General features: G+C 68.1%; 22 protein-coding genes. 18 read left to right on the top strand and 4 right to left on the bottom strand.

Going from position 1 to position 21,971, the window contains the following annotated elements:
* Window position 1: 1 nt before the first annotated feature.
* Complete coding sequence (locus tag ACLJOO_RS16685) at window positions 2-667, bottom strand: helix-turn-helix transcriptional regulator (RefSeq protein ID WP_410788680.1); 666 nt, start codon at window positions 665-667, stop codon at window positions 2-4.
* Window positions 668-748: 81 nt separating this feature from the next.
* Here ACLJOO_RS16685 and folE point away from each other — a divergent pair, with 81 nt between their 5' ends.
* Window positions 749-1,360, top strand: a complete 612-nt coding sequence (folE, locus tag ACLJOO_RS16680; RefSeq protein ID WP_410788075.1) for a GTP cyclohydrolase I FolE — start codon at window positions 749-751, stop codon at window positions 1,358-1,360.
* Between the two features lie 22 nt (window positions 1,361-1,382).
* On the opposite strand, the gene ACLJOO_RS16675 is transcribed toward folE, so the two are convergent.
* Window positions 1,383-1,706 carry a hypothetical protein gene (locus ACLJOO_RS16675; protein WP_410788074.1) on the bottom strand — a complete coding sequence of 108 codons (324 nt, stop codon included), beginning with the start codon at window positions 1,704-1,706 and terminating at the stop codon, window positions 1,383-1,385.
* Window positions 1,707-1,927: 221 nt separating this feature from the next.
* Between ACLJOO_RS16675 and ACLJOO_RS16670 the strand changes: the two genes are divergently transcribed.
* The 11 genes from ACLJOO_RS16670 to ACLJOO_RS16620 all read left to right on the top strand — a co-directional run bounded on the left by ACLJOO_RS16670 (window position 1,928) and on the right by ACLJOO_RS16620 (window position 15,797).
* On the top strand, window positions 1,928-3,325 hold the full coding sequence (locus ACLJOO_RS16670; protein ID WP_410788073.1) for a 3' terminal RNA ribose 2'-O-methyltransferase Hen1: 1,398 nt from the start codon (window positions 1,928-1,930) through the stop codon (window positions 3,323-3,325).
* Window positions 3,322-5,844, top strand: coding sequence for a polynucleotide kinase-phosphatase (locus ACLJOO_RS16665; protein ID WP_410788072.1), 2,523 nt, complete (start codon window positions 3,322-3,324; stop codon window positions 5,842-5,844). The genes ACLJOO_RS16670 and ACLJOO_RS16665 overlap by 4 nt, the downstream gene beginning before the upstream one ends.
* A 286-nt stretch (window positions 5,845-6,130) precedes the next feature.
* Window positions 6,131-7,987, top strand: a complete 1,857-nt coding sequence (locus ACLJOO_RS16660) for a glycoside hydrolase family 127 protein (protein ID WP_410788071.1) — start codon at window positions 6,131-6,133, stop codon at window positions 7,985-7,987.
* Complete coding sequence (locus tag ACLJOO_RS16655; protein ID WP_410788070.1) at window positions 7,987-9,690, top strand: ABC transporter substrate-binding protein; 1,704 nt, start codon at window positions 7,987-7,989, stop codon at window positions 9,688-9,690. The genes ACLJOO_RS16660 and ACLJOO_RS16655 overlap by 1 nt, the downstream gene beginning before the upstream one ends.
* A gap of 25 nt (window positions 9,691-9,715) precedes the next feature.
* Entirely contained in the window at window positions 9,716-10,663 is a 948-nt protein-coding gene (locus ACLJOO_RS16650) for an ABC transporter permease (protein ID WP_410788069.1), read from the top strand.
* Window positions 10,660-11,643 (top strand): ABC transporter permease, encoded by a 984-nt coding sequence (locus ACLJOO_RS16645; RefSeq protein ID WP_410788068.1) that lies wholly within the window; start codon window positions 10,660-10,662, stop codon window positions 11,641-11,643. Before ACLJOO_RS16650 ends, ACLJOO_RS16645 begins: the two co-directional genes overlap by 4 nt.
* Entirely contained in the window at window positions 11,640-12,458 is an 819-nt protein-coding gene (locus ACLJOO_RS16640; RefSeq protein ID WP_410788067.1) for an ABC transporter ATP-binding protein, read from the top strand. Before ACLJOO_RS16645 ends, ACLJOO_RS16640 begins: the two co-directional genes overlap by 4 nt.
* Entirely contained in the window at window positions 12,455-13,279 is an 825-nt protein-coding gene (locus tag ACLJOO_RS16635; protein ID WP_410788066.1) for an ATP-binding cassette domain-containing protein, read from the top strand. Before ACLJOO_RS16640 ends, ACLJOO_RS16635 begins: the two co-directional genes overlap by 4 nt.
* Window positions 13,276-14,553, top strand: coding sequence for an alpha/beta fold hydrolase (locus ACLJOO_RS16630; protein WP_410788065.1), 1,278 nt, complete (start codon window positions 13,276-13,278; stop codon window positions 14,551-14,553). The genes ACLJOO_RS16635 and ACLJOO_RS16630 overlap by 4 nt, the downstream gene beginning before the upstream one ends.
* Window positions 14,554-14,595: 42 nt before the next feature.
* On the top strand, window positions 14,596-15,276 hold the full coding sequence (locus ACLJOO_RS16625; protein ID WP_410788064.1) for a GntR family transcriptional regulator: 681 nt from the start codon (window positions 14,596-14,598) through the stop codon (window positions 15,274-15,276).
* Between the two features lie 53 nt (window positions 15,277-15,329).
* A complete protein-coding gene (locus tag ACLJOO_RS16620) occupies window positions 15,330-15,797 on the top strand; it encodes a hypothetical protein (protein ID WP_410788063.1) in 468 nt (155 codons plus the stop codon).
* Here ACLJOO_RS16620 and ACLJOO_RS16615 read toward each other — a convergent pair.
* Entirely contained in the window at window positions 15,794-16,777 is a 984-nt protein-coding gene (locus ACLJOO_RS16615) for a carbohydrate kinase family protein (RefSeq protein ID WP_410788062.1), read from the bottom strand. The two genes, ACLJOO_RS16620 and ACLJOO_RS16615, sit on opposite strands and share 4 nt — an antisense overlap.
* Window positions 16,778-16,872: 95 nt before the next feature.
* On the opposite strand from ACLJOO_RS16615, the gene ACLJOO_RS16610 reads away from it, so the two are divergent.
* From ACLJOO_RS16610 to ACLJOO_RS16590, 5 genes are all read left to right on the top strand, one after another.
* Window positions 16,873-17,508 (top strand): O-methyltransferase, encoded by a 636-nt coding sequence (locus tag ACLJOO_RS16610; RefSeq protein ID WP_410788061.1) that lies wholly within the window; start codon window positions 16,873-16,875, stop codon window positions 17,506-17,508.
* A complete protein-coding gene (locus ACLJOO_RS16605) occupies window positions 17,505-18,149 on the top strand; it encodes an ATP-binding cassette domain-containing protein (protein ID WP_410788060.1) in 645 nt (214 codons plus the stop codon). The genes ACLJOO_RS16610 and ACLJOO_RS16605 overlap by 4 nt, the downstream gene beginning before the upstream one ends.
* Window positions 18,146-19,714 (top strand): DUF6297 family protein, encoded by a 1,569-nt coding sequence (locus ACLJOO_RS16600; RefSeq protein WP_410788059.1) that lies wholly within the window; start codon window positions 18,146-18,148, stop codon window positions 19,712-19,714. Before ACLJOO_RS16605 ends, ACLJOO_RS16600 begins: the two co-directional genes overlap by 4 nt.
* 80 nt (window positions 19,715-19,794) lie before the next feature.
* Window positions 19,795-20,130 carry a PadR family transcriptional regulator gene (locus ACLJOO_RS16595; RefSeq protein ID WP_410788058.1) on the top strand — a complete coding sequence of 112 codons (336 nt, stop codon included), beginning with the start codon at window positions 19,795-19,797 and terminating at the stop codon, window positions 20,128-20,130.
* 2 nt (window positions 20,131-20,132) lie between these two features.
* Window positions 20,133-20,705 carry an HAAS signaling domain-containing protein gene (locus tag ACLJOO_RS16590; protein ID WP_410788057.1) on the top strand — a complete coding sequence of 191 codons (573 nt, stop codon included), beginning with the start codon at window positions 20,133-20,135 and terminating at the stop codon, window positions 20,703-20,705.
* Here ACLJOO_RS16590 and ACLJOO_RS16585 read toward each other — a convergent pair.
* Window positions 20,693-20,998, bottom strand: a complete 306-nt coding sequence (locus tag ACLJOO_RS16585; RefSeq protein WP_410788056.1) for a pyrophosphatase — start codon at window positions 20,996-20,998, stop codon at window positions 20,693-20,695. The two genes, ACLJOO_RS16590 and ACLJOO_RS16585, sit on opposite strands and share 13 nt — an antisense overlap.
* 58 nt (window positions 20,999-21,056) lie before the next feature.
* On the opposite strand from ACLJOO_RS16585, the gene ACLJOO_RS16580 reads away from it, so the two are divergent.
* Window positions 21,057-21,962 carry a hypothetical protein gene (locus ACLJOO_RS16580; protein ID WP_410788055.1) on the top strand — a complete coding sequence of 302 codons (906 nt, stop codon included), beginning with the start codon at window positions 21,057-21,059 and terminating at the stop codon, window positions 21,960-21,962.
* Window positions 21,963-21,971 lie beyond the last annotated feature (9 nt).

Below are 21,971 nucleotides of genomic sequence, written 5' to 3'. Positions count from 1 at the left end.
CTTAGTTTCCGGTGAGCCGCACGCAGCAGTGGCCGGGGGTGCCGGCGAGTTCGGCCCGGAGTGGCGAGTCGAGGCTGGTCAGCAACCCGGCGACCAGATGCAGGTTCATCCCGCAGACCAGCTGCGGGTGGTCCTTCGCCAGTCGCCGGAACGGGCAGTTCGCCAGCGCGATCCCGTCGTCGTCCGGCCGCGGCTCGAACCCGTGCGCCTCGAGCACCTGCACCAGAACGTCCCCCTCGCCTCGATCGCGGGCCGTTCGGCCTAGAGCTTCGCCGTACTCGCGGGCTCGTTGGTTGACCGCCTCTCGGGGAGTGAGGTTGCTGGTTTCGGCGTCCTGGATGGCGGTGGCGAGGAGGTGGCCGGCGACGGCGTACTGGCGTTCTGGGAGGCTGATCTCGATCTCGCGGTCGGAACGGTGGTACAGCTTCGCGGGCCGTCCCGCTCCCGGGCCGGTGCGGCCGGTGCGGCGCTCGTAGCAGGTGTCGAGCAGACCCTCTTCAGTCAGCTTGTCGAGGTGGAACGCGGCCGTGGTCCGCGGGATCCCGAGCGCACTCGCGGCGTCGTCCCGGCTCACGGGCTCGGGACGGCCGACGACGTACTCGTAGAGCCGGCGACGCGTCGGCTCCTCCAGCACGGCGACCGCCTGAACAGCGGCGTCCCAGGACATGTCCACGGAATGATTCTATCGACAACATCGGTTGGACTAACAGTATGCTGTCAGTTCGTTGATATCTCAGGGAGTGTGCAGATGGCGATCTCGGCCGACCTCGAGTCCGTGCCCCTCCATATCGTCGCGCGCCGGGCGGAGATCGACCTGCCCGCCGCGCAGCGTGCGGTCGCGGATCTGCTGACCGCGCTCGGGCGGGATCCGCAGAGCGCGCACCTGGCGGACACCCCGCGCCGGGTCGCGAACGCGTACGCGGAGATGCTGACGCCGCGGGAGTTCGAACTGACCACCTTCCCGAACGACGAGGGGTACGACGAGCTTGTCCTGGCCAAGGACATCCCGGTGCAGTCGCTGTGCGAGCACCACCTGCTGCCGTTCCAGGGCGTCGCCCACGTCGGGTACCTGCCCGGCGACCGGATCCTCGGGCTCTCGAAGCTGGCCCGGGTGGTGGAGCTGTTCGCGCGCGATTTCCAGGTGCAGGAGCGGCTGACGAAGCAGGTCGCCGACTGGCTCCAGGATCACCTCGACCCGAAGGGGGTCGGCGTGGTGATCGAGGCCGAGCATCAGTGCATGTCGTTGCGCGGCGTACGGGCGGCAGGCTCGCGGACGGTCACGTCCGCGCTGCACGGGATCCTGCGCGACAGCCCCAGTTCGCGGCAGGAGTTCTTCGCGCTGACCGGCCTCACCCCGTAAGGGCAGCCAGGCGAAGCTTCAGTCAGGCCGACGCGGCTGCCGGCGGGTGGATGTGGGTACGGCGGCCGGTGGCCAGGATGTGCGTGAGCTCGCCGGGCAGCAGGTCGGTGCCCGGGACCGGCTCCATCTCGGAGACGTCCAGCCAGCGCACGACGGTGGCGCCGCAGTGGCCGTGGACGGCGAGGATGGAGTCCAGGTCGGGCCAGACGGCCGTCGACGGGTTCGCGCCGTGCCAGCGCAGGGCGACCGAGCCGTCGGTGAACACACAGCCTTCGGCGACGACGCCGGTCCCGGAAACTCCACTGATGTCGGTGTAACGGACGAGTTCGAACGTCTGGGGTTTCACCGGCGGCACCCCGTGTGGCGTGAAAGAGCTGCCATGATCCTTTCCCCGTAGTGGTGGCGTGGTTGGGCTCTCGCCACAAACCGGGGACATGTACTGACTGTCAGCGGGGAAGGACGGTCTGTAGCGACTCATCTTCTCAAAACAAGCTAGAACCAAACCCCCCGAACACGCCAGACCTGAATCCGCGTGTCTCAATCCTCGACCCGTGATCGAATACCACGGTGTTCCTGACGATTGGTACCGATCTGGCCGGAGTGGACGCGCCCGCGAGTGATTTCGGGTTCCTGTTGCACAAGAACCCGGCCCGTCCGCAGGCGATCGACGTCACCGGAGGATCGGCCCATGTCTTCTACCCGGAAGCGACCGGCGAGCGCTGCACGGCGGCGGTACTGCTCGAGATCGACCCGATCGGCCTGGTGAAGGCCGGCCGCGGCAAGGCGGCCGAAGGCTTCACGCTCGGGCAGTACGTCAACGACCGCCCGTACGCCGCCTCCAGCCTGCTCGCCGTCGCGCTCGGAAAACTCTTCCGTACGGCGATGAACGGTCGCTGCGACGCCCGCCCGGACCTCGCCGCGCGCCCGATTCCGCTCGAGGTGCACGTCCCGGCGCTCCCGTGCAACGGCGGCGCCGACCTCGCGGAGCGGTTGTTCGCGCCGCTCGGCTGGACCGTGGACGCCCGCCCGGTGCCGCTCGATCCGGAGACCCCGGCGTGGGGTGATTCGCGGTACGTCGACCTGCGGCTGACCGGCGTACTGCGGTTGGCAGACGCACTCAAGCACTTGTATGTGATGCTCCCGGTTCTCGACGACGCCAAGCACTACTGGGTCGGATCGGACGAGGTGGACAAACTCGTTCGCGCCGGGGACGGCTGGCTGGGCACGCATCCCGAGAAGGATCTGATCTCGCACCGCTATCTCGCGCACCGTCGCTATCTGGCCGACGCTGTTTTGGAGCGGCTGGCCGAGGCGGACGGGGTCGAACTGGCGGACGAGAGTTCGGATGAGGGCTCGGTGTCGCTGGCGGTCGAACGGCGTACGACGGTGGCCGGGGTACTGCGGGAGCTCGGTGCGCGGCGGATCGCGGACATCGGATGTGGTGAGGGCGCGCTCGTCGGGGAGCTGTTGAAGGACCCGATGATCGGCGAGCTGATCGCGACCGACGTGTCGGCGCGGGCGCTGATCAAGGCCAAGCGACGGCTGCACTACGACGACCTTCCGGATCGCCAGCGGGACCGGCTGAAGTTCCTGCAGTCGTCGGTCACGTACGCCGACGAGCGGCTCGCCGGGCTCGATGCCGTCGTACTGATGGAGGTCGTCGAGCACGTCGATCCGCCACGGCTGCCTGCCCTGGCGGACTCGGTCTTCCGCGCGGCACACCCTGCCGCGGTCGTCGTCACCACCCCGAACAGCGAGTACAACGTGCGCTTCCCGTCCCTCCCAGCCGGCAACTTCCGCCACCCCGACCACCGCTTCGAGTGGACCCGCGCGGAGTTCCGGACCTGGTCCCAGCAGGTCGCGGACCGCTTCGGCTACGCCGTGGAGTTCCGGGCCGTCGGCGCCGAGGATCCTGAGGTTGGACCGCCGACCCAGCTCGCACTGTTCCGCCGGGAGGCCCGATGAGGATCGACGTACCAGCTCTCTCGCTGATCGTGCTTGTGGGTGCGAGTGGGTCGGGGAAGTCGACCTTCGCGCGGAAGCACTTTCTGGCGACCGAGGTGATCTCGAGCGACTTCTGCCGTGGGCTCGTGTCGGACGACGAGAACGACCAGAGCGCGACGAAGGACGCGTTCGAGGTGCTCAACTTCATCGCCGGGAAGCGGCTGGCCGCCGGGCGGTTGACGGTGATCGACGCCACCAACGTGCAGCCGGAGGTCCGCAAGGAGCTCGTGAACCTGGCCCGCGAGTACGACGTACTCCCGGTCGCGATCGTGCTCGACCCGCCGGAGCGCCTGTGTGTCGAGCGGAACGAGCAGCGGTCCGATCGGCAGTTCGGGCCGAAGGTGGTCACCCGGCAGCGCTCGCAGCTGAAGCGCGGACTGCGCAGCCTGAAGCGTGAAGGCTTCCGGACGGTTCATGTGCTGGAGAGCGTCGAGGAGATCGATGCCGTCAGCATCGAACGGACGCGACTGTACAACGACCTGACCGACCAGAACGGCCCGTTCGACATCATCGGCGACGTGCACGGGTGCCGTCCCGAACTCGAGCGGCTGCTCATCGATCTCGGCTACACGCTGACCCGCGACGCCGCCGGCCGACCGGTCGACGCCGTACACCCGGACCGGCGGGCGATCTTCGTCGGTGACCTGGTCGACCGCGGTCCCGACTCTCCCGGCGTACTCCGGCTCGTGATGGGGATGGTTGCTGGCGGCAACGCCTACTGCGTACCCGGCAACCACGAGGACAAGTTGCTGCGCGCGCTGCGAGGCAAGAACGTGAAGATCAGCCACGGCCTGGAGACCACGTTGGAGCAGCTGGCCGCTGAGCCATCGGAGTTCCGCGATGAGGTCGCGGCGTTCATCGACGGACTGATCTCGCACTACGTGTTCGACGGTGGCCAGCTGGTCGTGTCGCACGCCGGCCTCGTCGAGCGGATGCACGGTCGTACGTCGGGACGCGTCCGCTCGTTCTGCCTGTACGGCGAGACGACGGGGGAGACCGACGAGTTCGGGCTGCCCGTGCGCTACCCGTGGGCGAACGACTACCGCGGTCGCGCGATGGTCGTCTACGGTCACACGCCGACGCCCGAGCCGGAGTGGATCAACAATACGATCTGCCTCGACACGGGCTGCGTCTTCGGCGGATCGCTCACCGCGCTGCGCTACCCGGAGCGGGAGCTGGTGGCGGTGCAGGCGGCCGAGGAGTACTACGCCCCGGCGAAACCGTTGCATGTGGCAACGGCGCCGGCGCGCGAGCCCGACGTACTCGAGCTGACCGACGTGACCGGCCGCCGGGTGATCGAGACCGCTTCGCACGGACGTCTGAGCATCCGGGCCGAGCAGGCCGGTGCGGCGCTGGAGGTGATGAGCCGGTTCGCGATCGATCCGCGGTTCCTGCTGTACCTGCCTCCGACGATGAGCCCTGTCGCGACGTCGCCGGAGCCGGGGTTGCTGGAGCACCCGCGGCAGGCGTTCGAGACGTTCCGGGCGCAGGGTGTCACCGAGCTGGTGTGCGAGGAGAAGCACATGGGTTCGCGGGCGGTCGTGCTGCTGACGCGGGACGACAACGTGGCCGAGAAGCGGTTCGGTCTGGCCGGCCGTGGCGCGATCCACACCCGCACCGGGCGGTCGTTCTTCGACGCGGACCTGACCGACGAGCTGCTGCTCCGCCTGCGCTCGGTTGCCTCTGCTGCTGGTGTCTTCGATGAGTTCGACACGTCCTGGCTGCTGCTCGACGCCGAGCTGCTGCCGTGGAGCGCGAAGGCCGAGGACCTGCTCCGGAACCAGTACGCCGCCGTCGGCGCGGCCGCCCGTACGTCGTTGCCTGCAGCAACCGCCGCGCTTCGGTCCGCTGCTGCTGCCGGGCTGGACGTGGGTGGGTTGCTAGCGTCGGCCGAGCGCCGTTCGGCGAACGCGGAGCGGTTCACCGCGGCGTACCGGCGGTACTGCTGGCCGACCGATGGGCTCGACGGCGTGCGTGTCGCGCCGTTCCAGGTGCTTGCGTCCGAAGGGGCGACGTACCAGGAACGACCGCATGCTTGGCACCTCGGTGTCGCGGACCGGATGGTTGCCGCAGGCCCGGAGCTGATCACGGAGACGCGACGACTGTTCGTGGATGCGGACAACTGGGACGCCGGGATCGCGTGGTGGGAGGAGCTGACCGGGGCCGGGGGAGAGGGCATGGTGGTGAAACCTGCCGCGAACCTGATCCGCACGGCGAAGGGACTCGCTCAGCCGGGGCTGAAGGTGCGCGGGCAGGAGTACCTGCGGCTCATCTACGGCCCCGACTACACCGAGCCGGCCAACTTCACCCGCCTCCGAGACCGCAACCTCGGCCACAAACGCTCCCTGGCCCTTCGCGAGTACGCCCTGGGCCTGGAGTCCCTCGACCGCGCCGCCCGCGGCGAACCCCTGTGGCGCATCCACGAATGCGTCTTCGCCGTACTGGCCCTCGAATCCGAACCAATCGACCCCCGCCTCTAACACCCCGTCCCCGGCCGCCGTGACCATCTGAGGGGGGATATCCCCTGGTGTTGTGGGTTCTCCCCTCGGATGCCAACGGAGAAGGCACAACGCCGGCGGATATCCCCTCGTGTGCGGGGGCTCTCGCCGCGCTGGGTCAGGGCCGGCCGGTGGGACGGACCCGCCGCCCGACTCCTCAGATTGACGTGGGGCGGGGAGGCTGGTTTGAGCGGGCGGTTGTATCCGGCGTGTAAACGTCTGTCGTTATCCCTTGGCAAGGTGTGACATTGCACTTAGGGTCTGTGCAATGTCACACGGTACAGAGTCGGAGCTTGGGCTGAGCGTGCAGCTGACCGGAGGGTTGCTGCACGACTGGCAGCAGCGAAACCGGCAGGCGACAATCCCGCACGCGATCACGGAGCTGCGCAAAGCCGGGAACCTGGAGAACCTGCGGCGGCTGGCCGACCCGTCGGTCGGGCCGTACCGCGGGCGGTACCCGTTCCTGGACACCGACCTCTACAAGACGCTCGAAGGCCTCGCCTACGAGGTCGATCGCGACGACGCGCCGGCCGGTGCGCGGGAGTTCTTCGACGAGGTCGTCGAGCTGCTCGAGCAGGCGCAGGCCGAGGACGGCTACCTGAACTCGTACTTCCAGGACCCGGACCAGCCCAAGCAGCCCTGGTCGGACCTCGGCTGGGGCCACGAGCTCTACAACCTCGGCCACCTCATCCAGGCGGCCGTCGCGGCGAACCGCAGATTGTCGGACGGCCGATTGTTGACAATCGCCCGGCGGTTCGCGGACCTGGTCGTGCGGAAGTACGGCGAGCACGGCGAGGAGATTGTCGACGGTCATCCCGAGGTCGAGATGGCGCTGGTCGAGCTATATCGAGAAACCGGCGACGAGGACTACCTCACGCAGGCGCGGCTGTTCGTCGACCGGCGTGGTCGGGGGAAGCTCAAGCACACGATCTTTCCGGGGGAGTACTTCCAGGACCACGTGCCGTTCCGCGAGCTGCCGTCCGTCACCGGTCATGCCGTACGGATGGCGTACCTCGCAGCGGGTGCGGCCGACGTACACCTGGAGACCGGCGACCCGACGCTGCTCGCGGCGCTGGAGCGGCTGTGGGCCGACATGGTCGCGACCAAGCTGTACCTCACCGGCGGGCTCGGCAGCCGGCACTCCGACGAGGCGATCGGCGACCGGTACGAGCTGCCGTCGGAGCGCGCGTACGCCGAGACGTGCGCGGCGATCGCGACGATGCAGTGGGCCTGGCGGATGTTCCGCGCCACCGGCAAGGCGTCGTACCTCGACGTGTACGAGACCGTGCTCTACAACGCTTACGCCGTTGGGCTTTCGGCCGACGGTTCGGCGTTCTTCTACGACAACCCGCTGCAGCGCCGGCCGGATCATGAGCAGCGCTCCGGTGCTGAGGATGGCGGTGAGCTGCTCCGGCGCGCGTGGTTCGGCTGCCCGTGCTGCCCGCCGAACATCATCCGCTGGATGTCCGAACTCCAGGACCACGTAGCAGATGCCCGCGACAACATCTTGTACGTCGGGATCTACGCCGACGCCCGCATCACCGCCGGTGATCTCACCGTCAACGTCACCACCGACTACCCGTGGAACGGCGAGATCACGCTAACCGTCGAGAACGCACCGTCCGAGGAGCGAACGATCGCCCTCCGCATCCCGCGATGGGCTTCGGATGCGCAGCTCGACGGACAGTCCGTAGACGTCGGCTGGGCCGTGACAACCCGAAGCTTCAAGCGTGGAGACGTACTGCGGTTGACGTTGCCGATGGGGCCGAGGGCGCACGGGTCGCATCCGTACCTTGATGCGACTCGGGGTGCGATCGCCGTCGCTCGCGGGCCGCTGGTCTATTGCGTTGAGCAACAAGATGTCGAGACACCGGTCGACGACCTGCTGCTTACGCCGACCGCCGTGACCAAGGCGACCGCGCGGCAGCAGGACGACCATCTCGTGCTGGAACTGACCGCGGGTGTCGCCCCGGCGCCGCCTCCCGAGCTCTATCCCGTGATCACCGAACAGACCCCTGGATCCGCCATCGACGAGGTACCGGTGACGTTCACGCCGTACTTCCTCTGGGGAAACCGTCAGGCCCTGGCCATGCGTGTGTGGCTGCGAACCGAAAGAGACGACTGATGAAGAGAACTTCCATGCTGGTGGGGCTCGTGGCATCGGCGGCGCTCGCGCTGACCGCGTGCGGCGGCAACACATCCGGTGCGTCCGGCGCGAACGGTGAAGCCGCCGGCCCCGGCGCCAAGGCCGCGCAGGGCGGCACGCTCCAGGTGCTCGCGAACGCAGGCTTCTCGCACCTCGACCCGGCCCGCGGTTTCGACGGCGGCGTCAACAACTTCTACCGGCTGATCTACCGCACGCTCACCACCCAGGGCGCCGCGCCGGGGGCCGACGGCACCAAGATCGTGCCGGACCTCGCCACCGACACGGGCAAGCCGTCCGACGGCGGCAAGACCTGGACGTTCACGTTGAAGGACGGCCTGTTCTTCGAGACCGGCGCACCGATCACGAGTGCCGACGTGAAGTGGGGCGTCTCGCGTGCCTGGGATCCGGAGATCGGCATCGGCTCGCCGTACGCGAAGCAGTTGATCGCCGCGCCCGCGTCGTACCAAGGCCCCTACAAGTCCGGTGAATTGCCGACAATCCAAACACCGGACGCGAAGACGATCGTGTTCCACCTGAAGAAGCCGTACGCCGACTTCGGCAGCGTGGTCGCGCAGAACACGTTCACTCCGGTGCCGAAGGGGCAGGGCGCGGGCAACGCGCTGGACAGCAAGCCGATCGCGTCGGGGCCGTACAAGATCTCCGAGTACAAGCCGGGCGCGGCGCTCAAGCTGGTCCGCAACGACAAGTGGGACAAGAAGACCGACGACGTACGACAGGCGAACCCGGACGCGTACCAGTGGACGTTCGGCCTCGACCCGGCGACGATCGACGAGCGGATGATCGCCGGCCAGGGCACCGACGCCGACGCGATCGCCGGCACCATCCAGGCCGCCACGGTGGCCCGGATCCAGACCGCGCAGCTCAAGCAGCGCACGATGAGCGGTCTCGGCGGCTGTACGACGTACATGGGGCTGAACTCCACGAAGAAGCCGCTGGACAACGTGAAGGTGCGGCAGGCGATCAACCTCGCGGTCAACAAGCAGACCGTCCGCGACGCGGTCGGCGGGTCGACCCTCGCCGAGATCGCCACCAGCATCCAGCCGCCGACCATCGCCGGCCGGGTGGACTACGACCCGTACCCGAGCCCGGACCACAAGGGTGACGTCGACGGTGCCCGCAAGCTGCTCACCGAGGCCGGTTTCGCCAATGGCTTCACGATGACGCTCGACACCCGTGCGCAACCGAAGATGCAGGCGATGGCGGTCGCGATCCAGCAGGCGCTCGAGCCGCTGAAGATCACCGTGAAGATCAACACCATCGACACCGCGACGTACTACGAGGTGATCGGTACGACGTCGCAGCAGCACGACGCGGCGATCACCGGCTGGTGCCCGGACTGGCCGTCCGGCGCGACCTTCCTGCCGCCGCTGTTCGACGGCCGCAACATCACGCCGAAGGGCAACAGCAACCTGTCGCAGCTGAACGACCCGGGCGTGAACGCGAAGATCGACGAGATCGCGAAGCTGACCGATGTCCAGGCGGCGAACAAGGCGTACGGCGAACTGGACAAGCAGATCATGGCGCTGGCGCCGGTCGTCCCACTGCTCTACGAGAAGGTCCTGATGCTTGTCGGCAGCAACATTGGCGGCGCCTACCTGCACGACGGGTTCTCGGGTGGGATCGACCTCGTGTCGGTCGGGCTGAAGGACAGCAGCAAGTGAGGGAGAGCAGAGAGGGCGGGGAGTGGTGACAACCAGTCCGACTCTCGTCGAGGTCGAGGAGGCGGTGCCGTCGTCGGCACCGCCCACCTCGGGCCGGCGGATCCTCACCGCGGTCACGCGGGACAAGGGCGCGCTGGCGTGCCTGGTGTTCCTGGCGATCGTGGTCCTGATGGCGGTGGCCGCGCCGCTGATCACCAAGCTCAGCGGGTGGGGGCCGTACCAGTTCGACTCGGCGGCGATCAACTCTGACCTCGGCGGCGTACCGCACGGTTCGCTCGGCGGGATCAGCGGCTCGCACTGGTTCGGCGTCGAGCCCCAGAACGGCCGCGATCTGTTCGCGCGGATCGTGTACGGCGCACGCGTATCGATCACAATCTCATTGTCTGCAACCTTGCTGACCGGGATCCTCGGCGTCGTGCTCGGCATGCTCGCGGGGTTCTACCGCGGCTGGGTCGACCAAGTGATCTCGCGACTGATGGACTTCCTGATGGCGTTCCCGGCGCTGATCTTCATGATCGCGATCCTGTCGTCGCTGCCGTCCGGGAACCGGCCGGTGCTGCTGGTCGTGGTGATCAGCGCGTTCGGTTGGCCGTACCTGGCGCGGGTGATCCGCGGCCAGACGATGACGCTCGCGAACCGTGAGTTCGTCGAGGCGGCGCGGGCGTCCGGGGCGAAGGACTCCCAGGTGGTGTTCCGGGAGATCCTGCCGAACCTGCGCGGGTCGATCGTCGTGATGACGACGCTCGCGATCCCCGGCTACATCGGCACCGAGGCGGGCCTGTCCTTCCTCGGCGTCGGTGTCTCGCCGCCGACCGCGTCCTGGGGCCAGATGATTGCGAGTTCGGTGAGCTGGTACTCGGTGGACCCGATGTTCTTCGCGATCCCCGGTCTGTTCCTGTTCCTCACCGTGCTTTCGCTGACCGTCCTCGGCGACAAGATTCGCACGCTCATCGACCAAGGAGAAGCCCCATGACGCGCTATGTCCTCGGCCGGCTCGGGGGCGTCGTACTGATCCTGCTGGCCGTCTGCTTGTTCACGTACCTGATCTTCTTCAAGCTCTCGCCGGATCCCGCGGTGATGATCTGCGGGAAGACATGTACGCCGGAGCGCATCGACTCGATCCGTGACGTGCTCGGGCTCAACCAGCCGCTCCTCACGCAGTTCTGGGACTTCCTGAGCGGAATCTTCGTGGGCCGCGACTACGGTTCGGTGCATTGCTCGGCGCCGTGTCTCGGGTACAGCTTCCAGACCAACGAATCGGTGTGGAGCATGATCACCGCGCGGCTTCCGGTGAGCATCACGGTCGCGGTCGGCGCCGCCGTACTCTGGCTGCTCGTCGGCGTGATCGGCGGTCTGGTCAGCGCGGTCAAGCAGGGCACGTGGTGGGACCGGTCCGCGATGGGCCTCGCGCTCGGCGGCGTCAGCGTGCCGAACTACGTGCTCGCCCTGGTGCTGCAGTACGTGCTGGTCGTGAAGCTTCAGGTGCTGCCGTTCCCGTCGGCGGTGTCTTTTGTTGACAATCCGCTTGTCTGGTTCGAGTCGTACCTGATGCCGTGGGTCGTGCTCGCCGTCGGCTACGCCTGTCTGTACGCACGGCTCACCCGGAGCAATGTCATCGACACGCTGGCCGAGAACTACTACCGGACCGCACGCGCCAAGGGACTGAGCGGCGCGCTGATCATGCGCCGGCACGCGTTGCGGCCCGCGCTGACGCCGATCACCACGATCTTCGGGATGGACTTCGCCGGGCTGCTCGGCGGCGCGCTGATCACCGAGACCGTGTTCGGGCTGAACGGGATCGGCAAGATGGCCGCCGACTCGATCGCCAAGAACGACCAGCCGGTGATCATGGCGGTCACCCTGCTCGCCGCCTTCTTCGTTGTCATCGGCAACGTTGTGGTGGACCTGCTGTACACGGCTCTCGATCCGCGGGTCCGGGTGGTGACCTCATGAGTGACGAATTGTTCGTTGTCGACAATCTGACTGTCACCTTGCCGACCAGCCGCGGACCGGTCGACGTGGTGAAGAACGTGTCGTTCACGGTCGGCCGGGACGAGACGGTCGGGATCGTCGGCGAGTCCGGATCGGGCAAGTCGATGACCGCGCTCGCCGTACTGGGGTTGCTGCCGCGCGGCGCCCGTACGTCGGGCAGCGTCCGGCTGGACGGCACCGAGTTACTCGGGCGTTCGGACCGCGACCTCAGATCCGTGCGGGGCAACGCGATCTCGATGGTGTTCCAGGACCCGCTGTCGTCGCTGAATCCCTACTACACCGTGGGTCTGCAGATCTCCGAGATGTACCAGACGCACCGCGGCGGGTCGCGGAGCGCGGCCCGGAAGGTCGCGATCGAGGCGCTGGAGCGGGTGCATATTCCGGATGCGGCGCGGCGGGTCGACCACTACCCGCACCAGTTCTCCGGCGGCATGCGGCAACGGGTGATGATCGCGATGGCGTTGTGCTGTTCGCCGTCGTTGCTGATCGCGGACGAGCCGACGACCGCGCTGGACGTGACCGTGCAGGCACAGATCCTGGAGCTGCTCGGCGAACTGCAGTCGACGACCGGGACCGGGATGATGTTCATCACCCACGACCTCGCGGTGATCAGCTCGATCGCCCAGCGGGTGCTGGTGATGCAGTCGGGCGATCCGGTCGAGTACGGGACCGCGGAGCAGGTGTTCTCGGATCCGCGGCACGAGTACACGCGGATGCTGCTGGACGCCGTACCGCGGATCGATGACGAGGTTGCCCAAGAAAGAAGCACAGCATGACGCTGCTGGAAGTGAAGGGCGTGACGAAGGAGTTCGTCACCCGGGGCGAAGGTGCGATGGCCCGCAAGTCGACGTTCACAGCCGTGGACGACGTGAGCTTCGAGGTCGAGCTCGGCGAGACGCTCGCGATCGTGGGAGAGTCGGGCAGCGGCAAGTCCACGACCGCGCGGATCGCGGCCCGGTTGCTCGAGCCGACCGCCGGTACGGTCGTGTTCGACGGGCAGGACGTGACGAAGGTCAGGGGCAGGGAGCTGGCGTCGTTCCGGAACAACGTGCAGGTGGTGTTCCAGGATCCGTTCTCGTCGCTGAACCCGCGGTACACGGTCGAGCGGATCGTCACCGCGCCGCTGACGTACCAGGGGATCACACCTGCCAAGGGCCGGCGGGCGTTCACGCAGGAGCTGATGGAGCGGGTCGGTCTGAACCCGGACCACTGCCGGCGCTACCCGGCGCAGTTCTCCGGTGGGCAGGCGCAGCGGATCGGGATCGCCCGGGCGCTCGCGGTGAACCCGAAGCTGGTGATCTGCGACGAGGCGGTGTCGGCGCTCGACGTGTCGATCCAGGCGCAGGTGCTGGAGCTGCTGATGCGGCTGCAGCGGGAGAGCGGGTTCAGCTACGTCTTCATCGCGCACGACCTGGCCGTCGTACGGCAGATCTCGCAACGGGTCGCGGTGATGAACCGAGGCAGAATCGTCGAGGTGGGGACGCGGGACCAGGTGTTCGGGGATCCTCAGGACGAGTACACGAAGACGCTGCTGGCCGCCGTACCGCGGATCAACCCGGAATGGGACGCCAGACGCAGGGGGAAGAGGGCTTCATGATCAGCTACACGATTCCGGGGATGCATGTTCGTGAGCACGAGCTCTCGGTGCCGCTGGACTGGTCGGACCCGGGTGAGTCGATCACCGTGTTCGCGCGGGAGCTGATCGATCCGACCCGGAAGGACGAGGACCTGCCGTGCCTGCTGTTCCTGCAGGGCGGTCCCGGTGGGAAGGGGCCGCGGCCGACCGGGGTGTCGGGGTGGATCGAGCACGCGCTCAAGAACTACCGGGTCGTGCTGATGGACCAGCGGGGGACGGGCCGGAGTACGCCGGTCAGCGGGCGGCGGATGGCGTCGATGTCGGCCGAGGAAGGCGCCGACTATCTCGCGTGTTTCCGGGCGGACTCGATCATCTCGGACGCCGAGCACCTGCGGAACAAGGTCTTCGGCGGCCGCCGCTGGTCGACACTCGGCCAGAGCTACGGCGGTTTCCTCACGCTCACCTACTTGTCCAAGGCACCTGACGCCTTGACCGCCTGCTACGTGACCGGCGGGCTCGCGTCGATCGACCCGTCGGCGGCCGAGGTGTACCGGCGGACCTATCCGCGGGTGGCGGCCAAGAACCGGGAGTTCTACCGGCGGTACCCGCACAACGTCGAGCGGATCGGCCGGATCGCCGACCGCCTGGCGGAGTCCGACGTACGGCTCCCGGACGGCGATCGGCTGACGGTACGGCGGTTGCAGTCGCTCGGGATCGACTTCGGGATGAAGCCCGGGTACGAGCGCATCCACTGGCTGATCGACGAGGCCTTCGACGGCGACGAGCTGTCCGACGGCTTCCTCGGCCAGGTGCTGGCATCGTCGTCGTACCTCGACGGACCGCTGTTCGCCGCGCTCCAGGAGAGCATCTACGGATCCGGTGACGGGGCGACCGGGTGGGCGGCCGAGGCGGAGCGGGCGCGGCATCCGGAGTTCGCCGAGGACGCGCGCCCGCTGCTGTTCACCGGCGAGATGATGTACCCCTGGATGTTCGAGGAGATCCGCGGGCTGCGGCCGTTCCAGGGCGCGGTCGAAGTGCTCGCGCAGCGTCCGCGGTGGCCGGAGCTGTACGACCTCGAGCGGCTCGCCGCGAACGACGTACCGGTGGCCGCCGCGGTGTACTTCGACGACATGTACGTCGACTCCGGGCTGCAGCTGGACACCGCGCACCGGGTCGGCAACGTGCAGGCGTGGGTGACGAACGAGTACGAGCACGACGGACTGGGCACGCAGCGGGTCTTCGAGCGGCTCACCGAGCTGGTCGCCTCCATCGGGGGTGGCATCCCGAAACACTGATGACCGGTGCTTCACAATAGGCGGCGACCCAGGAGGTGAACCATGGCTGCCGATTCGATCGAGCCGCTGCCGAGCGTACGGCGGCTGGCGCACCGCGAGAACCTGCGCGACAGCGTCGCCAACGCGCTGCGGGCGGCGGTGATCTCCGGCGAGCTGAAGCCGGGGGAGGTGTACTCGGCGCCGACGCTCGGCGCGCGGTTCGGGGTCTCCGCGACGCCGGTCCGCGAGGCGATGCTGGACCTGGTCCGCGAGGGCCTGGTGATCTCGCTGCGGAACAAGGGCTTCCGGGTCACCGACGTGTCCGACGAGGACCTCGACAACCTGGCCGCGCTGCGCCAGCTGATCGAGCCGCCGACGATCCGGGACGTCGTACCGGCGATCCCGACGACGGACTACCCGCGGTTGCGGCAGCTCGCCGAGGACATCGTGGTGGCGGCCCAGGCCGGCGATCTGATCGCGTACATCGAGGCGGACCGCGTCTTCCACGTGACGCTGCTCGCGTACTCAGGCAACCAGAAGCTCGTCGACGTCGTGTCGGACCTGCGCTCACAGACGCGCTTGCTCGGCCTCACGCCACTGGTCGAGAGCGGCCGCCTGGTCCCATCCGCCGCCGAACACCACGAACTGCTGGACCTCGTGGAAGCCGGCGACGGCGAGGGCGCCGAGCAGCTGATGCGGCGCCACATCGGCCACGTCCGAGGACTGTGGGCCCGCTCGACCTGACAGGTTGCGGCCATTCTGCTCCCTGACACCTGGGGTGTTGGGACGCTGGCGGTATGGGTGATCTGCGGTGGTTGGGCGTGGTGGGTGTGGCGCTGGTGCTGGCGGGATGTGGCGGCGGGGCAGGGACTTGGTCGGGCGCTGGGTCGACGCCGGTCAGCAGTACGCCGACGTCCATCGGCACGCCGACCCCGACGCCGCGACCTACACCCAAGCCGACTCCGAAGCCGACGGTGAAGCCCAAGCCGGTGATGCCAGAGGCGGACTGCACCGGGTCGTTCAAGAACGGCATGTTCAACTTCTCGGGCACCAACATCTACATCTCCGACCAGGGCTTCACCTGCAACGGCGGGCAGATGGTCGGGTACGAGCGGCACAAGACCGCCATCACGTTCTACGTCGGCAACAAGCACGTCACGCTCGGGCCGAAGAAGTCCGCGGCGATCGGCGGCTACCGGATCCGGGTCGGTATCGCGAACAGCAAACAGGCCACGTTCACGATCGACCGGATCACCTCGACTTAGGAGATGACCCGCAGCGCCTGCTTGGCAGTGGCGGCAGCGTCGGCGCCGTACGTGCTGGTGAGCCGGTCGAGGAAGGTCGGGTGGTCCAGGCTGTACTCCTGCGTGCCGACCGTCTCCAGCACCGTGGTCGCCAGCGTGCAGCCGAGGTGGGCGGCCGCTTCGTGGTCGAGGCCCGAGGCGCGACCGGTCAGGTAGCCGGCCCGGAACGCGTCGCCGCCGCCGGTCGGGTCGACCAGGTTCGGCGCGGGCACCGCGGGGACCTTCGCGAGGATGCCGGTGGTGTCCTCGATGACGACGCCGTCGCCGCCGTGGGTCGTGACGCGTACGCCGACCCGCTCGAGGATCTCGGCGTGGCTCCAGCCGGTCTTCTGCACCATCAGCCCGGCCTCGTACTCGTTGCTGAACAGGTACGCCGCGCCGTCGACGAGCTTGCGGATGTCCTCGCCGTCCATCCGCGCCATCTGCTGCGACGGGTCAGCCGCGACCGCGATCCCGTGCTGCTTGGCGAGCTCGGTGTGCTTGAGCATCGCGTCCGGGTCGTCGGCGCCGATCAGCACCAGATCGACACCGCCCGCGGCCTGATGGATCGCGCCCAGGTCGAGCTCCCGGGCCTCGGCCATCGCACCGGTGTAGAACGAGGCGATCTGGTTCGCGTCGAGGTCCGTCGTACAGGTGAACCGGGCGGTGTGTACTCCTCCGCAGACGCGGACATGCGAGACGTCCACGCCGGCTTCCGTCAGCGCCGCGCCGTACTCGGCGAAGTCGGCGCCCACCGAGCCGACCAGCAGCGACGGGAAGCCGAGCTGGGACATGCCGTAGCAGATGTTCGCGGCGACCCCGCCGCGGTGGACGACCAGCTCGTCGACCAGGAACGAGAGGGAGACCTTGTGCATCTGCTCCTCGAGGAACTGGTCCTTGAACCGGCCCGGGAACGTCATCAGGATGTCGGTCGCGATCGAGCCGGCGACGGCGATGCGCATGCGGGGTGCTCCCTCGAGGTGGGGTGGGTGTACGGCCAACAGACAGCCAATAGAGACTACAGGCGACCGATCTAATACACGGAGGGGTGGATTTCATGGGCCATCAGGTACCGGTGACCGAGGAACTGCACGAGTACATGCTCGCCCACGGGATGCCGCTGGACGAGATCGCGACCGAGCTGCGCGCCGAGACCGAGAAGCTCGGCAGCGCCGCGGGGATGCTGACCACCGCGGACCAGGCCGGTCTGCTGACCACACTGACCCGCCTGATCGGCACCCGCCGGGCGGTCGAGATCGGCACCTTCACCGGGTTCTCCGCGCTGGCGATCTCCCGCGGGCTGCCCGACGACGGCGAGCTGATCTGCCTGGACGTGAGCGACGAGTGGACCTCGATCGGGCGTAAGTACTGGGAGCGGGCAGGCGTCGCGGGCAAGATCGACCTGCGGATCGGCGACGCGCACGAGTCGGTGACGAAGCTCGACGGCGAGTTCGACCTGGCCTTCGTCGACGCCGACAAGGACTGGTACATCCAGTACTACGAGACGGTGCTGCCGCTGATCCGGCCGAACGGGCTGCTGCTGTTCGACAACACGCTGGCCGGCGGCCGGGTGGTGGACGCGGACGGTCCGGCGGACCGGAAGGAGTTCAACGCGCACGTCGCGCAGGACGACCGCGTCGACGTGATCATGCTCGGGATCGGCGACGGGCTGACGCTGGTCCGGAAAAAGTGAGCAAGAAGGCGGCGCCCCGGCTGGCGGTGACGGATCTGCAGCACAAGTACGGCGACCGTCCGGTGATCGAGGGCCTCACGTTCACCGTGCGGGCCGGGCAGGCGATCGCCTTGGTCGGGCCGAACGGCGCGGGCAAGACGACCGTGCTGAAGTGCATCGTCGGCGCAGCCGAACCGGCGGCCGGGAAGATCCTGCTCGACGGTCTGCCGATCGACGAGCGCGCCGAGGCGGTACGCCGGAACGTCGCCACCTTGCTCGACGACCTGGACTTCTTCCCGGACCTGACCGCGGCCGAGCATCTCGATCTGCTCGCCCGCGCGCACGGCAACTCGTCGCCGGAAGATCTGGTGGACACCACGCTGCACGACATCGGTCTGTTGCCGGCGGCCGATCAGTTGCCGGGTTCGCTGTCGTCCGGCCAGCGGCGCCGGCTCGCGCTGGCGACGGCGCTCGTCCGCCCGCGCAAGCTGATGGTCCTCGACGAGCCTGAGGCCCGGCTCGACACCGACGGCGTGCAGTGGCTGTCTAACCGGCTCGTCGAGGAGAAGAAGTCGGGTACGGCGATCCTCTTCGCGAGTCACGACCCGGCGCTGGTCGAGACGGTCGCGGACTCCGTCGTCACCCTCACTCCGCTCCCATGAGCGCTGCCGACGGGCCGGTGCGGTTCGATCCATCGGACTTCGGGACGATCCCTTCGTCGCGGACGCTGCGGTCATGGATGCGGACGACGCGACGGCAGCACGCGGACCGGTCGTTCTGGGAGATCTTCGAGGACGTGTACCTGGTCCTGTTCACCCTGGCGATGGTCGGCGCGACCGGCGGAAACGTCGTACGCCATCTGAACTCGAACGCCTCCGGGTGTACGACGTCGACGTGCGGAGAACTGACCCAGGCGATGCCGTGGATCGCCGTACCGTTGCTCCTGGCAACCACAATCCGGGTGCTGCTGGCGGTCGGCCCGGTCTCGGCGTCGCGCGCGACCGGTTTCTGGCTGCTGGGCACGCCGGTGGATCGGACGACGCTCCTGCGACCGGCCTACCGCTTGGTGATCGCCGCGGTCGCGATCATCGGACTCGTTGCCGGAGCGGTGACCTGGGCGCTGCTTGGGGTGCCTTGGTTCGAGGTCTTCACGGCGGCGATCCTGATCGTCGCAGCTCTCGTGTGCACTGCGGTCGCGACGGTGTGGGCACAGCAGACCACACGTCGTTCCAAGTGGGCGCTGAGAGTTTCCGATGTGTTGTTGGTAGCTGCGGTGGTCCCAGGGCTGATCCTGGCGTTCGGCCCACGCGAGGACCGCTTCACCAACCAGATCATCACCGACACCTACGGCTATCCGACGCTCCACCTCGGCGCGGCTCGCGATGCGGACGCTGTGACGTCGGGTCAGCTCAACCTGCTGCTGTTGTGCGCCGTCGCGGTTGTGGTGTGCGTGGTGTTGACCTTCCTCGTCTCGCGGACTCTGGGTCGGTTGGGGCGGGTCAGTGTGATTGCGGGTGGTGAACTGCTGGCCGGGCTTGCGGGGGCGGCTAGCAGTCTTGATGTGAGCATGCTCGGGGATGTGATCGCCGGGCGGCACTGGCGGTTGAAGGGGCGGGTGCGTTCGCGGCGCGGTCGGGGTGCGGACGGGGTCGCGATCGTGCACCGCGAGTTCCGCCGGATCCTGCGCTGGCCGCGTCGGATCGCGGTCGCGTTCGGGCTGCTCGTCGTCCCGTACGCGGTCCACGGCGCCGGCTTCCACGTCCTCGTACCGATTGCGGCCGCGATCGCCGGCTTCATCGCGGTACGGCCGATGCTCGACGGACTCCGCACCGCGTGCCGCTCGACCGGCCTGGTGCGTGCGCTCGGCTGGGACCTCCGCGAGTTGCGGGTGGTGATGGCCGTCGTCCCCGGCCTGTTCACGATCGTCTGGGCGGCCTGTGCCTATCCCGCGATCGGCAGCGCGGCCTCCAGTTTCGCGGTGGCTGCGGCCGTCATTTCCGGTACCGTCCGGCAGGCGTCCGCCCGGCCGCCGTCGTACGCCGGACCTCTCGTCACGTCTCCGATGGGCGCGATCCCGCCTGGCCTGTTCTCCCAGCCGGCCCGCGGCTTCGACCTCCTGGTGCTGTGCCTGGCGCCGGTCCTGTTCAACCTCAGCAGTCTCTGGGTCGTGGTGATCCCGTCGGTCGTCCTGATGCTGATGTTCGCGGTCCGCCCCAAAACTGACTAGGCCCTGTCTGGTGGTCCAGACAGGGCCTACCGCTCAGTGGTGGTTGCAGGTTCTTGGTGCGGACAGGTACCTTGTGTCGCATGGTAGCGGAGAAGGTCTTCACCCAGCTGCGTCGCGGGACGCTGGAGTTCTGCGTCCTCGCGCTGTTGCAGGGAGAGCCCCGTTACGGTTTCGAGTTGGTGAAGGCGCTGGGCGAGGTCGACGGTCTGGTGACCACCGAGGGGACGATCTATCCACTGCTGGCCCGGCTACGACGGGAAGGTCTGGTGGAGACGAGCTGGCGCGAGTCCGAGTCCGGGCCACCGCGGCGGTACTACACATCGACGGCCGAGGGCAGCCAGGCGCTGGCCGCCTTCACCGCGGACTGGCAACGGTTCTGCGCGTCGGTCGACAAGATCTTGCAGAGTGGGAGATAGGGATGAACGTGGAGCAGGACAACGACCGGCTGGTCGACGCGTACCTGAAAGAGCTGGCGAAGGCAGCCGAGGCGTTGCCGGCAGCGCGCCGGACCGAGTTGATCGACGACATGAGGGCGCACATCGCCGAGGAGCGCGCGGCCGGTGCCTCCTCGGAGAGCGAGATCCGGCAGGTCCTGCAGCGCCTCGGCGACCCGCAAGAGATCGTTGCTGCGGCCACCGAGGGTCTGGTCCTGGTGGAGGTCCCACCGAAGCTGCGCCCGAGCGAAATGGTCGCCCTTGCGCTGGTGTTCTTCGGTCCCTACCTGCCGGGCATCTGGGTGCCGCTGATCGCTTACATGATCGGCATCGGGATGCTGTGGTCGTCGAACCGCTGGACCGTCGGGTGGAAGCTCCTCGGCACGCTCAACTGGCCGCTCGCGTACGCCGTCCTGCTCGGGATGGAGGTCACCGTCCAGCCGCCGTGGGCACTGAGCCTGACAGTTGACATCCTGATCGGAGTCGCCCTGCTGGTCGGCATGGTGCTGGCGGCAAAGGCGCCCGCCAAGGTGCAGCCGGCCGGTCAGGCCTCGTAGCGAAGCCACTTTCGGTCGACCTCTGCCGGGAGGTCGACCTGGTGCCGGCGAGCGAAGAGCAGAAGCTGGCAGAGTACGTCGGCGAACTCCTGGTGGAACGTGTCGCGGATGTCGTCCGGCGTCGCGCCCTTGGCTCGCGCGCGGCCGGTGTGCTGGAGATAGGCCTGCGTGAGTTCGCCGACCTCCTCCTGGAGCTTCAGCAGGAACCAGTCCGGGTCACGCTCGAAGCCCAGTCGCTCGCCGTACCCGACCGAGATCTTCTCCAACCGCTGCGACAACTCCACGATATCCACCGACCCACCCAATCAGCTTCCGCCGACAATCGCCGAGTCACCGGTCCAGAATGGGTGGATGGACGCGGTGGCGTGGTTGCTGGAGTCAAGTGAGCCGGCGGTTCGGGGGATGGCCCGGCGGGACCTGCTGGGGGAGGAGCACGCGGAGGACGTGCTGAGCGGGGCGATCGTGAGTCGACTGCTGACTGACGCCTGCGCGGACAAGCGGGCGTACAAGAAGTGGACCGGCGCCCACTGGCGGATCGTTTCCTTGGCGGAACTGGAGGTTCCGGCGCAGGAGCCGCGGGCGGTGGCGGCGGCCGAGTACGACCTGGCCGAGGTCATGCGCTCTTTGAAGTACGGCGTGACTGTCATCGACGGGCTGGTGCGGAGGTGCGGGTCCGTCGAGGGCAACACGCTCGGCGCCTGCAGCCGCTTCGGCATGGCTGCCGATCCACGAGTGCAGCAGTTGGCGGAAGGGCTGATCGAGTGGCAGTGGCCGGACGGCGGCTGGAACTGCGACCGGAGCGCGTCCGGCCGGCGATCGTCGTTCCATGAGACGCATGCTGCTGCCTGGGGACTCCACGAGTACTACCGAGTCACGGGCGAGACGGCGGCTCGAGATGCCGCGCTTCGGGCAGGCGAGTTGTTTCTGGAGCACCGGCTGTTCCGCAGTCTGTCGACCGGTGAGGTCATCAATGCGCAGTGGCTGCGCCCGAGTTATCCGCCGTACTGGCACTACGACATCCTGCAGGCCCTGCTCGTGTTGTCACGGCTCGGGCTGGGGAAGGACGAGCGCGCCACCGACGCACTGGACGAACTGGAGCGCCGGCGTCGCCCGGACGGACGGTGGAACGCGGGCACGCCGTGGTGGGGTCCGCTCGGCGGAAACCGTACGCCGGAAGTCGTCGACTGGGGGCGCAGCGGACCGAACGAGATGATCACGCTCAACGCCCTGCGGGTTCTGAAGGCCGCAGGGCGTTGACGGAGCGTC

It is taken from the genome of Kribbella sp. C-35 (genome assembly GCF_046549195.1).
GTDB lineage: Bacteria > Actinomycetota > Actinomycetes > Propionibacteriales > Kribbellaceae > Kribbella.
The sequence above is the reverse complement of the archived record's forward strand: the minus strand, read 5'-3'. Positions and strand labels throughout refer to the sequence as shown.

Coding starts and splice junctions, on each gene's coding strand:
- ACLJOO_RS16610 (WP_410788061.1), top strand. CDS start 16,873: ATGGGCCATCAGGTACCGGTGACCGAGGAACTGCACGAGTACATGCTC.
- ACLJOO_RS16685 (WP_410788680.1), bottom strand. CDS start 667: ATGTCCTGGGACGCCGCTGTTCAGGCGGTCGCCGTGCTGGAGGAGCCG.
- ACLJOO_RS16660 (WP_410788071.1), top strand. CDS start 6,131: ATGTCACACGGTACAGAGTCGGAGCTTGGGCTGAGCGTGCAGCTGACC.
- ACLJOO_RS16600 (WP_410788059.1), top strand. CDS start 18,146: ATGAGCGCTGCCGACGGGCCGGTGCGGTTCGATCCATCGGACTTCGGG.
- ACLJOO_RS16620 (WP_410788063.1), top strand. CDS start 15,330: ATGGGTGATCTGCGGTGGTTGGGCGTGGTGGGTGTGGCGCTGGTGCTG.
- ACLJOO_RS16590 (WP_410788057.1), top strand. CDS start 20,133: ATGAACGTGGAGCAGGACAACGACCGGCTGGTCGACGCGTACCTGAAA.
- ACLJOO_RS16645 (WP_410788068.1), top strand. CDS start 10,660: ATGACGCGCTATGTCCTCGGCCGGCTCGGGGGCGTCGTACTGATCCTG.
- ACLJOO_RS16640 (WP_410788067.1), top strand. CDS start 11,640: ATGAGTGACGAATTGTTCGTTGTCGACAATCTGACTGTCACCTTGCCG.
- ACLJOO_RS16625 (WP_410788064.1), top strand. CDS start 14,596: ATGGCTGCCGATTCGATCGAGCCGCTGCCGAGCGTACGGCGGCTGGCG.
- folE (WP_410788075.1), top strand. CDS start 749: ATGGCGATCTCGGCCGACCTCGAGTCCGTGCCCCTCCATATCGTCGCG.
- ACLJOO_RS16665 (WP_410788072.1), top strand. CDS start 3,322: ATGAGGATCGACGTACCAGCTCTCTCGCTGATCGTGCTTGTGGGTGCG.
- ACLJOO_RS16655 (WP_410788070.1), top strand. CDS start 7,987: ATGAAGAGAACTTCCATGCTGGTGGGGCTCGTGGCATCGGCGGCGCTC.
- ACLJOO_RS16615 (WP_410788062.1), bottom strand. CDS start 16,777: ATGCGCATCGCCGTCGCCGGCTCGATCGCGACCGACATCCTGATGACG.
- ACLJOO_RS16580 (WP_410788055.1), top strand. CDS start 21,057: ATGGACGCGGTGGCGTGGTTGCTGGAGTCAAGTGAGCCGGCGGTTCGG.
- ACLJOO_RS16630 (WP_410788065.1), top strand. CDS start 13,276: ATGATCAGCTACACGATTCCGGGGATGCATGTTCGTGAGCACGAGCTC.
- ACLJOO_RS16595 (WP_410788058.1), top strand. CDS start 19,795: ATGGTAGCGGAGAAGGTCTTCACCCAGCTGCGTCGCGGGACGCTGGAG.
- ACLJOO_RS16635 (WP_410788066.1), top strand. CDS start 12,455: ATGACGCTGCTGGAAGTGAAGGGCGTGACGAAGGAGTTCGTCACCCGG.